This window comes from Janthinobacterium sp. SUN118 (genome assembly GCF_030397695.1).
Taxonomy (GTDB): domain Bacteria; phylum Pseudomonadota; class Gammaproteobacteria; order Burkholderiales; family Burkholderiaceae_D; genus Janthinobacterium.
In genome coordinates this window covers 3,349,874-3,364,262 of sequence record NZ_JAPUBV010000001.1, presented here as the reverse complement: position 1 = coordinate 3,364,262, position 14,389 = coordinate 3,349,874, and the positions used below count along the sequence as shown (strand labels likewise).

Here is a 14,389-nt window from a genome sequence, read left to right as displayed (position 1 = left end):
ACGGCGCTACGGGCGCCGTTTTTTTTATGGGTATTGCCTCAATCCTGCTCGTCGATCGGCGGCAGCAGCTCGTGCTCCTGGCCGTCGGCCAGCAGCAGCACGGTGCTGCCTGGCACCGCGTCCTCTTCTTCGTCGCCGTAATCGTAATCGAGCGGCGCCGCCACTTCCTTCGAAACAAAGACTTCTTCCTCCGCTTCCGCTTCCGCGTGGGCGGCCGGCGCGGCGGCGTCGGGTTCGGCTGCCGCTTCCGTTTCCGGCCGTGTCAGCAGCAGCGCCACTTCGGCCATGGCGCGGAACAGGGGCAGCGACAGCGAGGCGGCCGCCGCCTGCATCGGATAGTTGCCATGCACGCGCTGCGCATGCAATTGACGGTTCAGGCGGCAGCGCAGCACGCGCAGGCCGGCGCGCCGCACGGCGTCGGCGATGTCGGGCAGGGCCAGGCGCAGATGGCGCAGGGCGGCCTCTTCATCGGCGGCCAGTTCCAGCAGCACGCCGTCGCCGGCCGGCTCCATCTGGATCACGACCCGGCCGATGCCGAGGATGATCAGTTCCACGCGCAGGGCCACCTTGCCGCCGCGCCGTGGCGGTGCCGCGTCTTCATCGTCGTCGCTGGCCAGCACGCGCAGCAGCAAGCGTTGCCCGCCCCAGCCGTAGACGGCAAAGCGCCACGCTTCGCTGTCGATGCTCAGGGGCGGACGCGGTCCTTCGCGCAGCAGGGCCGGCTGCTGTTCGGCCATGAACAGGTTGCCCGGCACATGCTGGCCGCGCGCCTGTTCCTGCAGGGCCGCGTATTGCTCGCCATATGTCTTGACCATCACGCGCCAGGAAGCGGCCAGCTGCGCCGCATCGGGCGGCTGCCACACGAGCTGGCGCGTAAAGAACAGCTGGTTGACCTGCATGGCGCTGCTGTCGCGCGGCGTGGCGCCGGCGCCATCGGCATTCGGCTTGATCAGGGACGCCAGGCTGTCCTGGGCCTTTTGCTGCAGCTGGGCGGGCAGGGTGCCGGCATCGGGCGCCGGCGCCATGTAGGGGCCGACGGGCACCAGCGGCTGGACCACGCCCGGCACCATCGGCGTGGCGGGACTGACGTCGAAGCGCTGGGTAATCAGGGGGACAGGGTTGCCTGATGAAATGCGGTCTATCGCCATGCCACTGCTTCCAGGTCGGGTTCCATAAAAAGGCCGGCCGCGCGGGCCGCGTCAGCCATCATGGCTGCAACAGGGAGAGTATCAATTTCTGCATGCTCTGGCTTTGCTTGAGCATGGCCGTGCTGGCCTGCAGCAGCATCTGCGCCGACGTCATGTTCGCGCTTTCCGCCGCATAGTCGACATCCATGATACGGCCGATGGCCGCCTTGGTGTTGGTGACCATGTTCGACAGGTTGTTATGCACGTGGTCGAGGCGGTTGCCGGCCGCGCCCAGGGCTGAACGCACGCCGCCGACGTCGTCGATGGCCGTTTCCAGCAGGGCGATGGTGGCATTCGCGCTGCCCGTCAGTTCCGTGCCGGTGGCGGGGGCGCCGAAGTTGGCGCTGGCCGCGCCGAGCGAAGCGAGCACGCCGGCCATCTTGCCCGAGACGTCGAACGCCATCGTTTCGCTCGCACTGGCGCCGATCTGGAACGTCATGGACGATGCCAGCGTGCCGCCGGCCAGCAGCTTGTTGCCGCCGAAACTGGTGTTTTTCATCACGTTGGCCAGTTCCAGGCCCAGTGCGTCGTATTCGGCCTGCATGGCGACCTTGTCCTTGGCGCCCGAGGAAGCATCGGCGGCCTGGGTCGCCAGGTCCTTCATGCGGATCAGCATGGTGGTCACTTCGTCGAACGCGCCTTCGGCCGTCTGCAGCATCGAGGTGCTGTTTTGCGTGTTGCGCATGGCGACGGCCATGCCGCTCGCCTGCGCCCGCAGCCGCGTGGCGATTTGCAGTCCGGCCGCGTCATCCATGGCCGAATTGATGCGAAAGCCGGTGGAGAGGCGCGTCATCGACGTCGACAGCCGCGATTGCGCGCGTGCGGCGGCATTTTGTGCGGCTAGTGCGGCGATATTCGTATGGAGGCTCAGCACTCGGCGATTCCTGTGGATGACGGCTGTTGGATGGGCTTACCTATCAGACAGGCGACCGTGCGGGCCACATCGTTAAAGATTGCCAGGAAATAGTTTCCTTTGCATGCAAAGGCGGGGCGGGGCGGGACGAAAAAAAACCAGGCCGCGGCCTGGTTTTCAGCGACTGGCCGCGAACGGCCAGGCAGGGACATATTATTGCAGCAGGGACATGACCATCGAGGACATGCTGTTGCTTTGTTTCAACATTGCTGTGCCAGCTTGCAGCAGCATTTGCGACGACGTCATGTTCGAGCTTTCGGTAGCGAAGTCGACGTCCATGATGCGGCCGGTAGCGGCTTTGGTGTTGGTGGCGATGTTGGACAAGTTGGTATTGACGTGGTCCAGACGGTTGGCAGCAGCACCCAGTGCCGAGCGAACGGTGCCGACGTCGCCGATTGCCGTTTCCAGCAGAGCGATGGTGGCGTTGGCGGTGCTGGTCAGTTCGGTACCGGTCGAAGCTGCAGCGTAGTTGGCGGTAGCCGACGTCAGCGATGCCGTCAGGCTGGTCATTTTGGCGGAAACGTCAAATGCCATCGTTTCGGTCGAGCTCGCGCCGATCTGGAACGTCATCGACGATGCCAGGGTGCCGCCTACCAGCAGCTTGTTGCCGCCGAAGGTGGTGTTTTTCATCACGTTCGACAGTTCCAGGCCCAGTGCATCGTATTCCGATTGCATTGCGGTTTTGTCTTTGGCGCCCGACGAAGCATCGGCTGCCTGGGTTGCCAGATCCTTCATGCGGATCAGCATGTTGGTGACTTCGTCAAACGCGCCTTCGGCCGTTTGCAGCATCGAGGTGCTGTTTTGGGTGTTCGACATTGCAACGGTCATGCCGCTGGTTTGTGCTTTCAGGCGGGTTGCGATTTGCAGGCCTGCTGCGTCATCCATTGCCGAGTTGATGCGGAAGCCGGTGCTCAGGCGCGTCATCGAGGTCGACAGTTGGCTTTGGGTACGGGTGATCGAATTTTGTGCGGACAGTGCAGCGTTGTTAGTGTGAAGGCTCAGCATGGTGTAACTCCTGGTTTGGTGGGTTCAGTCCGGAGCAACGGTTCTTTGTGCTCTCCCAAGTACAAGACGACCATCCGCATAAGCTTATTAAATGCTTTGTGGAAATTTTTTTAAATTCTTTTAAAAAAGTTTCACATCGGCTCGCGGACGGGCCGCCAGCCCCGTCACGGCTGCCCCGCCGCCGCGAGGCAGGCACGGAAATGCGCGATCTTGGCCTCGTCGCTGGACAGGATCTTGAAGCGCGCGCTGTCGGCCGCCTGGACGGCGATGCGCCGGCAGATGGCGTGGTCTTCCTCGAATACCTGGCGGTTCATCTGCGCGCTCGAGTCGAAAAAGCCCTGCAGCGAGGCGGCAGCGGCGGGGCTGGTGACGGCCTTCAGCAGGCGGCTCGAGAAATGCGTGCGCTGCGGCTGGGCCGATGGGAAGAAATGCTGCAGCGAATAGGAGTACGAAAAGGTCGACGACAGCATGGTGAACGGGAACAGGTACAGGCTCTGGTAGCCCTCGAACTGGCTGTCGAGCTGGAACAGGCGCTTGATGGAGCGCAGTTTCCTCGCCATGCCGGCGTTGCCCAGGCCCGCTTCCCATGTCGAGGTCCAGTCCGTGAACCGGTTTTCGCCATCGTCCAGTTGCAACTGTGCCAGCGATTCCGGGTGCACGAAGGGCACGTGCAGCGGTTCGAGCGCGTTTTCCAGCGCGATGCGCCAGTCGCACTCATAGTCATAGGCGTTGAAGTCGCCCAGGCCGGCGATGTTGAAGGAGATATTTTCCAGGGTGGCCTGCGTGTCGCCCAGCTGCGCCGCGAGCGACATGCGCGGCTGCGGCGCGGCAAACAGGAAGTCGGCGCACCAGTCCAGCTGCAGCACCTGCAGCCGGGCGTGCTCCAGTTCGGCCGGCGCATAGCGCTCGCGGCAGGGAATATGCATGGCGCCGGCCCGGTAAGCCCAGCCGTGGTAGGGGCAGGCCAGCGGTGCATTGCCGCGTTTTTCCGTGAAAAAGCGCGTGCCGCGGTGCGGACACAGGTTGTCGAAGGCGATCAGCTCGCCCTGGTCGTTATACACGACCACTTCCTCGCCCAGCCAGTCGAGCTTCAGGTAGTCGCCGCTGTCGGGCAATTCGCTGCGATGGCACAGCAGGTGCCAGAAGTGGTCGCGCAGCTGCCGCGCCTGGGAAGTGGGAGTCATAAAGTCTTTGCGGGTGGAGCGTACACGGTGGCGCCTTCGGCCACGCGGCGCATGACGACGGCGCCGGCGCCGACCGTGGCGCCGGCGCCGACGGCCACGCGCGGCAGGATCGACGCGCCCGAGCCGACCATGACGGCCTGGCCCAGGCGCACGCCGCCCGTGATGTCGACGTGGGAACTGAGCGTGCAGCCCTGTTCCAGCACGGCGTCATGGCCGACGCTGGCGTAGCTGTTGATGGTGACGTAGTCGCCCAGTTCGCTGCCCGCCGAAACGAGGGCGAACGGGCAGATGACGGCGCCCTGGCCGATGCGCGCCGTGCGCGCGATGATGGCGCTCGGATGGATCAGCGTATGGAAGCGCGCGCCGCGCGCCGCCAGCGCCAGCGCGATGTCCAGCTTGGCCTTCGGCGCGCCGATGGCCAGCAGCAGCGTCTCGCCGGGCGCCGGCTGGTAGTCGACGATACTGCCCAGTACCGGATACGGGTAGTCGGCATCGAGCAGCGCTGCGGGAGGGACGGTGTCGTCGAGCAGGCCGCCGATGCGGGCCGTGGCGGGATCGAGGCTGTCTTCCAGCCAGCACAGCATTTCTCGCGCGAAGCGGCCGGCGCCGACGATGAGGATGGTTTGCATGGGTTCTCCTAACGGGCCAGGTAGCCGCCGTCGACGGCCCAGGTGGCGCCGCTGACCCAGCGCGCGGCCGGCGACAGCAAAAAGGCCGCCGTCTGCGCGATGTCGCTGCTGCGGCCGAAGCCGAGCGGATGGCGCTGTGCGTAGGCCTGCATGGCCTCGTCCGGCAAGCCGCGGCTCAGGCGCGCATGCATTTCCGTCTCGACGGCGCCGGCGGCGATGCTGTTGACGCGCATGCCGCGCGGCGCCAGTTCCACGGCCAGCGCGCGCACCAGGCCATCGATGGCTGCCTTGGCCGCCGAATACACGCTCATGCCGGACTGGCCGCTCTGGGCCGCCACGGACGACATGAAGAGCAGGGCGGCGCCATCGTTGAGCACGCCACGCAGGGCCGCGCCGCGCGCCAGCGCCAGCGCCGACTTCACGCTGGAGGCGAACACCTCGTCAAACTGCTGGGCCTTGGACAGTTTGACCGGGCGCAAGAGTTCCACGCCGGCCGCATGGAAGATGCCGGACAGGGGCGCGTCCTGCGTGGCTTGCTTGAGGAAGTCGACGATGTGGTCGCCGCCATCGAGTTCAAGGACTGCGGCGCGGTGGCCGTCGCCTTGCAAAGACTGCAGGGTCTGCTCAAGGCGTTCGGGGTCGCGTCCGCTGATCAGCAATTGCGCGCCGCAGCGCGCCAGCAGCTGGGCCGTTTCGCGGCCGATGCCGGACGAGGCGCCGGTGACGAGGATGCGCTGGCCAGCCAGCATGTCGGGTTGAAAGATCATGGTTCAGACTTCGATAAGGCGGTTGACGGTCAGCGATTGCAGGCCCAGCACGGCTGCCGACCAGGAATAGCCGACGCCAAAGCCGAACATGGCGATGGTCTGGCCCTGCGCGGCGGCGCCCAGGCTGTCGGCGATCAGCAGGGGAATCGAGGCGCTCGACGTATTGCCGTAGCGGTCCATATTGATCGGTGCACGCTCGGGCGGCAGCTTGGCTTTCTTGATGATGTGCTTGAGCATGAAGGTATTTGCCTGGTGGAACAGGAAGGCATCGACCTGGTCGCTCGTGCGGCCGGCCAGGCGCAGCAGGTCCGCCACCAGCGGCGGAATGCTCTTCAGCGTGAAATTGAAGATTTCGCCGCCATCCATGTACAGCTTGGCGGGATCGCGCTGCGCCAGGCGCGCATCGTCGCCGGCATACGGACGGCAGGCGCTGGCGGCCATCATCAGGTGGCGTTCGCCGCCGCCGTCGCTGCCGACGATGAAGTGGGCGGGCGCCGCGGCGGCATCGAATTCCAGCGCCGTGGCCGTGCCGGCGTCGCCGAACAGCAGGGCGGTGGCGCGGTCCGTCTCGTCGACGGTCTTGCTGATGGTGTCGCCCACCAGCAGCAGGATGCGGCACATGGCTTGTCCATCGAGCATCTTGGCCGCCAGCCACAGCCCATACGCGTAGGCGGAGCAGCCCAGGTTGATGTCGAAGGCGGCGCAGGCCTTGTGCAGGCCCAGCCGGCCATGCAGGGCGCAGGCCGTGGCCGGCAGCACGTAATCGGGGGTTTGCGAGATGAAGATCAGGGCGTCGATGCTATCGCGCTCCCAGCCCAGATCGTCGAGCAGGGTTTGCGCGGCTGCCTGGCACAGGTCGGCCGTCGTCTGTCCGTCGGCGGCGCGGCGGCGCGATTGCACGCCGATCATCTTGCTCACATCGGCGACCGCCTCGGCGCCGAAGCGCGCGGCCAGGTCCGCGTTATGGATTTGCGTGCGCGGCAGCGCGCAGACGACGCCGCGCATGGACAGGTGCGCGCTGCTGAAGGGCAGTCCCGATTCCAGGCGCTGGCTGGACATGGTCAGACCTTGACGGCGATCAATGCCAGCACGTCGGCCATGGTCTCGCACTTGGCCAGGGCCTGGCCTTCGAGCATCTGGTCGAACAGGTCGTCGACGAGGGCGATGGTGGAAATGATGGCCAGCGAATCCCAGGCGTAGTCGCCCAGTTTCAGCTCGGGCACGACCTTGTCGGCGTCGATTTCCAGGATGTCGGCCATGCCGTTGAAAAATTCTTGCATTATGTTTCCTTTCAGAGGTGTTCAGTACTGGGGCGGACGGGGCGCCTACAGGCGCGCCAGCGTGCCGGCCCAGGAATAGCCCACGCCAAAGCCCAGCAGCAGGGCCGTGTCGCCCGGCCGGATGCGGCCCGAGGCGCGGGCGCGGGCGATGGCGATGGGAATGGTCGACGAGACGGTATTGCCGACGGTATCGATTTCAATCACAAACTTGTCTTCCGGGATGCGGATCTTGCGGCGCAGGGCGTCGAGCATGAACTTGTTTGCCTGGTGGAAGATCACGTGATCGATGTCGTCCAGGGTCTTGCCGGCGGCGGTCAGCAATTCCTGCATTGTACGCGGCACGGCGCCCAGGGTGAACTGGACGATCTGCGCGCCATCCATGAACAGGTCGTCCTGGCTGCGCCAGTTGCCCGAGGCATCTTCCGTTTCGCTGGCCGTCGCCGCGCTGCGCGCCGTGCGCATGCCGCCGGCCGGCACGATCAGGTTGTTGGCGCCGCTGCCGTCCGTGCCCAGCACGAACGGTCCCAGCGCCTGTTCTGGCGTGCCGCCGGCGATCACGCTGGCGGCGGCGGCGTCGCCGAACAGGGTGCGCACGCTGCGGTCGCGCGCATTGATGTACTTCGAATAGGTGTCGGCCGTCAGCAGCAGCACCTTCTTGCGGATGCCGCTCTCGACGAGGCCCTTGGCCATCGCCAGCGCATACACGTAGCCGGAGCAGCCCAGGTTGATGTCGAGCGCGCCGCACGAGGTCGGCAAGCCGAGGCGCTGCTGCAGCACGCAGGCGCTGCTGGGCAACAGGTAGTCGGGCGCCTGCGTGCACAGGATCAGGAAATCGATGTCGGCGCGCGCGATGTCATGCGTGGCAAACAGTTTTTCCGCGGCATGATAGGCCAGGTCGCTGGCCGTTTCGTCCGGCGCGGCGATATGGCGTTGCGCGATGCCCGTCTTGTCGAGGATCTTTTGCGCCGGCCAGTCGCTGAACTCCTGTTCCAGCGCGGCATTCGTCAGGATGGCCTGCGGCAGGTGGTAGGCGACGGCGGTAAGTTGGGCGTAGTGGGACATGCGGTGGCCGTTGTCTGGGTCGATGGGGAGGGCGCGGCGCTCAGGCGGTCCTGGCGATCACGGCGGTGATGGCGTCCACGGTCGCCAGCTCGAGCGCCGGGTAGATCGGCAGGCAGATCACCTGGGATGCGGCCAGGCGCGCCACCGGCAGGTTGGCGTGTGCGGCGGACGGCATGCCCCGGTACATGGGGAAATCGCTGATGAGCGGGTAGAAATAGCGCCGCGCATAGATTTCGCGTTCGCGCAGCAGCTGGAACAGGGCGTCGCGCGCCAGCGGATAGTCGGGGCCGACGAGGATGGGAAAATACGCATGGTTGGCCGCCTCGGCATCCATTTGTTCCAGGCAGGTGATGCCGGCCACCCCGGCCAGGCGCTGCCGGTAATGCGCGTCGATGAGCTGGCGTTGCTGGCGCGCCTGGTCGATGCCCTTCAGTTGCAGCAGGCCGAAGGCGGCATTGATTTCGCTCATCTTGCCGTTGATGCCGGCGGCGACGACCGTCACTTCATCGACGAAGCCGAAATTCTTCAGGTGGTCGATGCGCTGCTTGCTCTTGGCGTCGGGGCAGATGATGGCGCCGCCTTCGAAGGTGTTGAAGATCTTCGTCGCGTGGAAGCTGAGCACGGACAGGTCGCCATAGTTCAGCACGCTGGTGCCCCGGTGGCGCACGCCGAAGGCATGGGCGGCGTCATAGATGACTTTGAGATCATAATTGTCGGCAATCTTCTGGATCGCCTCGACATCGCAGGGCTGGCCATAGCAGTGCACGGGCATGATGGCCGTCGTGTGCGGCGTGATGGCCGCCTCGATGCGCGCCGGATCGAGGTTCAGCGTGCGCGCATCGATGTCGGCAAAGACGGGCTTGATGTCATTCCACAGCAGCGAATGGGCCGTGGCGACGAAGGAATACGGCGTCGTGATGACTTCACCCTTGATGCGCAAGGCTTGCAGGGCCGTCATCAGTGCCAGCGTGCCGTTGGTAAACAGGCAGATATGCCTGACGCCCAGATACTCGCACAGCGCCTGTTCCAGCCGCTGGTGGAAGGGGCCGCCGTTCGTGAGTATCTTGTTTTCCCAGATCGATTCCAGGTAAGGCAGGAAATCCTGCAAGTCCGGCAGCAGGGGCTGCGTCACGTAGATGGGTTTGTTGCCGCTCATGCCGCGATCTCCCCGGGCAGCTGGCTGTCGAGCGGGGCATCGAAACTGACCGGTGGCAAGTCGTCGCACCAGCGCTGCCAGGCCAGGCGCAGGCTGTTGGCCACGCCTTCGGCAATCAGGCGCGGCTGGCCCAGCGCCGTTTGCACCAGGCGGTGCCGCGTGCTGAAGCGGTAGGCGCCCAGCAGCATGGGATTGGCCGCCATATGCAGGGCCTTGCTGACGAATTCCTCGTCGTCGCGGGCGATGAATTCTTCCAGCTGCACGTGGCGCAGGATGGACGTGCCGGCGCGGCTGGGTACTGTTGGTCCGGCAACGGTGAGGGTGGGCACGCCCATCCACAAGCCATGGAAGGTGGTGGTGCCGCCGCCATATGGCGCCGTGTCGAGGCAGATGTCGACGCGGTGATGCATGGACAGGAAGTTGGCCATGTTGGCGCGCGGCTCGAAGATCAGCCGGTCGGCACTGATGCCTTCCTCGGCGAACCAGGCCGTGAGCACGGGATGCGGCCCCGCCTCGGGCATGGCCGCCAGCAGCATTTTCGCGTCCGGGATGGCGCGCAAGACCTTGGCCCAGCGCGCGATGGTCGGGCGATTCAGCTTGTTGGGACGGTTGAAACTGCCGAAGGTCAGGTATTTATTCGTCAGCACGGGCGCCGGCAGGATGCCGTCCGCATGTTCGGAGGGCAGGAAGGGCGCAATGGTCGGCAGGAAGATCAGTTTTTCCGTGAAATGGCTGGCGAATTCCTCGGGTGGCGAGAAAAAGCGGTCGCTCAGGTAGTAATCCATCGCTTGCAGGCCCGTCGTCAGCGGGTAGCCTATCCAGCTCATCTGGATGGGCGCCGGCTTGCGGGCAAAGGCCAGCAGGCAATTTTTCGCCGTGTGCCCGGACAGGTCGATCAGGATGTCGATGCCGTCGGCGCGGATGCGTTTGGCCAGCGCTTCCTGGCTCAGGTGGGTGACGGGCAGCCAGTTCGGCAGCAGCTGCGCGATGCGCATGGTCACGCTGTCGACGCGGCTGTTGTTGTAGTACGCATACAAGGCAAACTGCGGCATCGTGGCCAGTTCCTCGAGCAACGGCGTGATGAAATGCGCCACCGCATGGTTGCAGAAATCGCCAGAGACCAGGCCGATCTTCAGCTGGCGCTGCGGATCGCGGTCGTTCGCATGCGGCTGCCATGCGGCGCGCAGGGGCGTTTCATAGCGCTCGCCGAAACCGAAATGCTCGGCCACCAGCGTGGCCGGGTCGTCGCAATGCACATGCGACAGGCCAAACAGCATGTTGCTGTAGATATCATCGTATTCCGGATACTTGGCCAGTGCCGAGCGACATGCCTGGACGGCATCGTCGGTACGTCCCATTTCACTGTAGGTGGCGCAGATGTTCAGGTGCGAGCCGATGAAATCCTTCTGCACTTCCAGCGAGCGGCCATAGCTGGCCAGCGCTTCGTCGTAGCGTTTCAGGGAGCGCAGGCAGTTGCCCATTATAAAGTGCACGCGGCTGGAATCGGGCGCGAAGTCGCGCGCGCGCTGCAGGTAGACCAGCGCCTGCTCCGGCTGGCCACTGTCTTCCAGCGCCACGCTCAGGTTGCAATGGATCAAAGTCGACTGCGGGTCCAGTGTCAGCGCGTGCTGATACATGCGGATGGCTTCGGGATAATCGCCGGCATCCTGCAAGGCGATGGCCAGGTCGTTATGCCGGTTGGCGACATCGGGCGAAAAAGCCAGCGCTTGTCGGTAGGCGCCTTGCGCTTCCTCGAAGCGGCGCATCTGCTTGAGGCAATGTCCCAGGCAGGTGTATGCCTGCTGTTTCTCGGGCGCCAGTTGCACTGCGCGCTGGTGCATGGTCAGCGCTTCGTCCAGTTCGTCGGGTGCGCCGATGGCTTGCAGGCCCAGGCCAAGCTGGGTGTGCGCATCGGCGCTGTCCGGTTGCAGGAGCAGGGCCTGGCGGTAGCAGGCGATGGCCGCGTCGAACTCGGCCAGGCTCACCAGTACGCTGCCCAGGTTGGACTGCGCTTGCGGATAGCCGGGCTGGACGGCCAGGGCCTGGCGGTAGGCGTCGGCCGCCTCGTCGAGCCGCTGCTGCGACTGCAGGCTGTTGCCCAGGCCATTCCACAGGCCGGCATCGCGCGGCGCCAGCGCCAGGGCCGCGCGGTAGCTTGCTTCGGCCTGGTCGAACCGGGCCAGATTGAGCAGGGCGGCGCCCAGGTTGCTGTGCGCCATGACCAGCCGGGGATCGAGTTCCAGCGCGCGGCGATAGCTGTCCGCCGCCTCCTCGTTGCGTTCGAGTCCCTGCAGGGCATTGCCCAGGTTGCTGAACACTTCGGCGTCGGCGGGCATGCTGGCCAGGGCCGCCTGGTAGGCGCTGACGGCGCCGTCGAGGTCGCCGCGCGCCTTGCGCGTGTTGCCCAGGTTAAAGTGCGCCATGCCATAGTCGGGGCGCAGGGCGATCGCCTGCAGGTAGGCTTGCTCCGCCTCGTCCAGCGCACCGAGCGCTTGCAGGGCGCCGCCGAGGTTGCTGTGCGCCTCGGCAAACGCGGGATTGAACTGCAGTGCTTGCTGATACGCCTGCACGGCTTGCGCATAGTCGCCGCGCGCCTGCCAGGCGTTGGCCAGGTTGCAATGGGCTTCGGCGTCATACGGCGTCAGCAGTGTCGTCGTTTGCAGCGCGTCGAGGGCATCCTTGCCTTGCACCTGCAGGGCGGTGCCGAGCACGCTCCAGGCAAAATCGGAGGTCGGGTAGCGGGCGATCAGCGCATGGGCGCCCTGTTCGAGGTCCGCGTAGCGGCCGGCCTGGTACAGGTCGATGAGCTGCTGGCATTGCGCGGCCGTTGGCGCGGCGGCGATCGCCTCGGCGATGCGCACGCGCAGCGCTTGCGACTGGTCGTTGTCGAGACCGCGTCCGATGGCCGTGTCGATGATGTCGAGCGCTTCGTCGCGCTCGCCCGCCTTCAGCAAGCCGTCGGCCAGCGACAGCCAGAACTGGCCCTCGTCCGGATTGACGGACAGGGCCTTGCGCAGGAATGGCAGTCCTGCCCGGAATTGCCCCACCTGGCCGGCGAGCAGGCCCATGTTGTGGTTGGCGATGGCATGGTAGGGCTGTGCCTGCAGGATGGCGACATACAGGTCTTCCGCCTGCTCCAGGCGGCCAGCCTGGTGCTCCCTCAGTGCCAGCTCCAGTTGGGTGTCGAGTTGCGTTGCGGAGGTGGCGTCAGTGTTCATGGGAGGGAGGGAAAATGTACCAGCGGCAATTGTAACTGCTGGCAGAGATGAATAGAAAATTTCCCTACGGAATTTTGCTTTAGAGCATCATTGAGCAATTCCAGCTGTTCCCGGCAGGCCACAGCGGCAGGAAAGCTTGTCATGAAAATAAAAAAGCGCGGCCGCCCGAAGGCGCCGCGCTGTCGTCGCATGCGCTGGCGGGTGCGAACCCGCCAGCTGCGCCCGGGGGCGCTTACATGTTCGGGTAGTTGGGCCCGCCGCCGCCTTCCGGCGTGATCCAGACGATGTTTTGCGTCGGGTCCTTGATGTCGCAGGTTTTACAGTGCACGCAGTTCTGCGCATTGATCTGCAGGCGTTCGGCGCCATCGTCGTTCTTTACGAACTCGTACACGCCGGCCGGACAGTAACGCGCTTCCGGGCCCGCATACGTGGCCAGGTTGACATCGACGGGCACGCTGGCGTTCTTCAAGGTCAGGTGGATGGGCTGGTCTTCCGCGTGGTTCGTGTTCGAGATGAACACGGACGACATCTTGTCGAAGGTCAGCTTGCCATCGGGTTTCGGATACACGATCTTCTTCGACTGGGCGGCCGGCTTCAGGCATTCGTGGTCGCCATGCGTGTGGTGCAGGGTCCATGGTGCCTTGCCGCGGAAGATCAGCTGGTCGATGCCCGTCATCAGGCTGCCCAGGTACAGGCCTTTCGACAGCCATGGCTTGACGTTGCGCGCCACGTGCAGTTCCTCATGCAGCCAGGATTGCTCGAATGCGACCGGGTAGCTCGTCAGTTCGTCGTGCTGGCGCTGTTCGCCCAGCGCGCCGAAAGCCGCCTCGGCCGCCAGCATGCCGCTCTTGATGGCGGCGTGGCTGCCCTTGATGCGGCTCATGTTCAGGAAGCCCGCATCGCAGCCGATCAGCGCGCCGCCGGCAAACACCAGCTTCGGCAACGATTGCAGGCCGCCGGCCGCGATGGCGCGCGCGCCGTACGAGATGCGCTTGCCGCCTTCGAAGAACTTGCGGATTTCCGGATGCGTTTTATAGCGCTGGAATTCCTCGTATGGCGACAAATACGGGTTTTCGTAGTTCAGGCCCACCACGTAGCCGACCATCACCTGGTTGTTTTCCAGGTGGTACAGGAAGGAGCCGCCATAGGTTTTCGTGTCCAGCGGCCAGCCGCTCGAGTGGATCACCAGGCCCGGCTTGTGCTGGGCCGGATCGATTTCCCACAATTCCTTGATGCCGATGCCGTACGATTGCGGGTCCTTGCCGGCGTTCAAGTCATACCTGGCCATCAATTGCTTGCCCAGGTGGCCGCGCGCGCCTTCGGCGAACAGGGTGTACTTGGCGTGCAATTCCATGCCCAGCTGGAAGTCGGGGCCGGGCTGGCCGTCGCGCTTGACGCCCATGTTGCCGGTCGCCACGCCTTTCACGGAGCCGTCGTCGTTGTAGAGGATTTCCGCGGCAGGGAAGCCGGGGAAGATTTCCACGCCCAGGTTTTCCGCCTGCTGGCCCATCCAGCGCACCACATTGCCCAGCGAGACGATGTAGTTGCCGTGGTTTTCAAAGCAGGCCGGCACGGCGAAGTTTGGCGTTTTATACGCTTTGGTTTCCGTCAGGAACAGGATGCGGTCTTCCGTCACTTCCGTGTTCAACGGCGCGCCCAGTTCTTTCCAGTTCGGGATCAGTTCGGTCAACGCTTTCGGGTCCATGATGGCGCCCGACAGGATATGCGCGCCCAGTTCGCCGCCTTTTTCCAGCACGCAGACGGACACTTCCTGGCTCTTTTCCGCGGCCAGCTGCTTCAGGCGGATCGCCGCCGCCAGACCTGCGGGGCCGCCGCCCACGATGACCACGTCATACTCCATGGTCTCGCGCGGTCCGTACTGTTCAACTAAGTTATTAGGCTGTGTCATGGTCTCGATTTATAGTCACTCAATTAGATAGCAAAGGATAATAAAGCATCATCGGGGGAAATTTAAGCACGAGTGTGCT

At 64.7% G+C, this 14,389-nt stretch carries 12 protein-coding genes; all 12 read right to left on the bottom strand.

Features of this window, described 5'->3' with window-relative positions; translation table 11 throughout:
- Positions 1-38: 38 nt before the first annotated feature.
- Complete coding sequence (locus O0880_RS15155; RefSeq protein ID WP_289887191.1) at positions 39-1,148, bottom strand: hypothetical protein; 1,110 nt, start codon at positions 1,146-1,148, stop codon at positions 39-41.
- 58 nt (positions 1,149-1,206) lie between these two features.
- Positions 1,207-2,061, bottom strand: coding sequence for a flagellin (locus O0880_RS15150; protein WP_289887190.1), 855 nt, complete (start codon positions 2,059-2,061; stop codon positions 1,207-1,209).
- 192 nt (positions 2,062-2,253) lie between these two features.
- A complete protein-coding gene (locus O0880_RS15145) occupies positions 2,254-3,105 on the bottom strand; it encodes a flagellin (RefSeq protein ID WP_071324085.1) in 852 nt (283 codons plus the stop codon).
- Between the two features lie 164 nt (positions 3,106-3,269).
- Positions 3,270-4,289: a Rieske 2Fe-2S domain-containing protein gene (locus tag O0880_RS15140; RefSeq protein ID WP_289887189.1), complete on the bottom strand. Its 1,020-nt coding sequence runs from the start codon at positions 4,287-4,289 to the stop codon at positions 3,270-3,272.
- Positions 4,286-4,918, bottom strand: coding sequence for a NeuD/PglB/VioB family sugar acetyltransferase (locus O0880_RS15135; protein WP_289887188.1), 633 nt, complete (start codon positions 4,916-4,918; stop codon positions 4,286-4,288). The genes O0880_RS15140 and O0880_RS15135 overlap by 4 nt, the downstream gene beginning before the upstream one ends.
- An 8-nt stretch (positions 4,919-4,926) precedes the next feature.
- On the bottom strand, positions 4,927-5,685 hold the full coding sequence (locus O0880_RS15130) for an SDR family oxidoreductase (RefSeq protein WP_071324082.1): 759 nt from the start codon (positions 5,683-5,685) through the stop codon (positions 4,927-4,929).
- Between the two features lie 3 nt (positions 5,686-5,688).
- Positions 5,689-6,744, bottom strand: a complete 1,056-nt coding sequence (locus tag O0880_RS15125; RefSeq protein ID WP_289887186.1) for a ketoacyl-ACP synthase III — start codon at positions 6,742-6,744, stop codon at positions 5,689-5,691.
- Between the two features lie 2 nt (positions 6,745-6,746).
- Positions 6,747-6,965, bottom strand: a complete 219-nt coding sequence (locus O0880_RS15120) for an acyl carrier protein (RefSeq protein WP_071324080.1) — start codon at positions 6,963-6,965, stop codon at positions 6,747-6,749.
- A gap of 45 nt (positions 6,966-7,010) precedes the next feature.
- Positions 7,011-8,027 (bottom strand): ketoacyl-ACP synthase III, encoded by a 1,017-nt coding sequence (locus O0880_RS15115; RefSeq protein ID WP_289887185.1) that lies wholly within the window; start codon positions 8,025-8,027, stop codon positions 7,011-7,013.
- Positions 8,028-8,067: 40 nt separating this feature from the next.
- Positions 8,068-9,183 (bottom strand): dTDP-4-amino-4,6-dideoxy-D-glucose aminotransferase VioA, encoded by a 1,116-nt coding sequence (gene vioA / locus O0880_RS15110; RefSeq protein ID WP_289887184.1) that lies wholly within the window; start codon positions 9,181-9,183, stop codon positions 8,068-8,070.
- Positions 9,180-12,401 (bottom strand): tetratricopeptide repeat protein, encoded by a 3,222-nt coding sequence (locus O0880_RS15105; protein WP_289887183.1) that lies wholly within the window; start codon positions 12,399-12,401, stop codon positions 9,180-9,182. Before O0880_RS15105 ends, vioA begins: the two co-directional genes overlap by 4 nt.
- A 232-nt stretch (positions 12,402-12,633) precedes the next feature.
- Entirely contained in the window at positions 12,634-14,310 is a 1,677-nt protein-coding gene (locus O0880_RS15100) for an electron transfer flavoprotein-ubiquinone oxidoreductase (RefSeq protein ID WP_198043693.1), read from the bottom strand.
- Between the last annotated feature and the right edge of the window lie 79 nt (positions 14,311-14,389).

Bases quoted from the DNA above. Each gene is read 5' to 3' on its own strand.
- O0880_RS15125 (WP_289887186.1), bottom strand. From the start codon at position 6,744: ATGTCCAGCCAGCGCCTGGAATCGGGACTGCCCTTCAGCAGCGCGCAC.
- O0880_RS15155 (WP_289887191.1), bottom strand. From the start codon at position 1,148: ATGGCGATAGACCGCATTTCATCAGGCAACCCTGTCCCCCTGATTACC.
- O0880_RS15145 (WP_071324085.1), bottom strand. From the start codon at position 3,105: ATGCTGAGCCTTCACACTAACAACGCTGCACTGTCCGCACAAAATTCG.
- O0880_RS15100 (WP_198043693.1), bottom strand. From the start codon at position 14,310: ATGACACAGCCTAATAACTTAGTTGAACAGTACGGACCGCGCGAGACC.
- O0880_RS15130 (WP_071324082.1), bottom strand. From the start codon at position 5,685: ATGATCTTTCAACCCGACATGCTGGCTGGCCAGCGCATCCTCGTCACC.
- O0880_RS15120 (WP_071324080.1), bottom strand. From the start codon at position 6,965: ATGCAAGAATTTTTCAACGGCATGGCCGACATCCTGGAAATCGACGCC.
- O0880_RS15135 (WP_289887188.1), bottom strand. From the start codon at position 4,918: ATGCAAACCATCCTCATCGTCGGCGCCGGCCGCTTCGCGCGAGAAATG.
- vioA (WP_289887184.1), bottom strand. From the start codon at position 9,183: ATGAGCGGCAACAAACCCATCTACGTGACGCAGCCCCTGCTGCCGGAC.
- O0880_RS15140 (WP_289887189.1), bottom strand. From the start codon at position 4,289: ATGACTCCCACTTCCCAGGCGCGGCAGCTGCGCGACCACTTCTGGCAC.
- O0880_RS15105 (WP_289887183.1), bottom strand. From the start codon at position 12,401: ATGAACACTGACGCCACCTCCGCAACGCAACTCGACACCCAACTGGAG.
- O0880_RS15115 (WP_289887185.1), bottom strand. From the start codon at position 8,027: ATGTCCCACTACGCCCAACTTACCGCCGTCGCCTACCACCTGCCGCAG.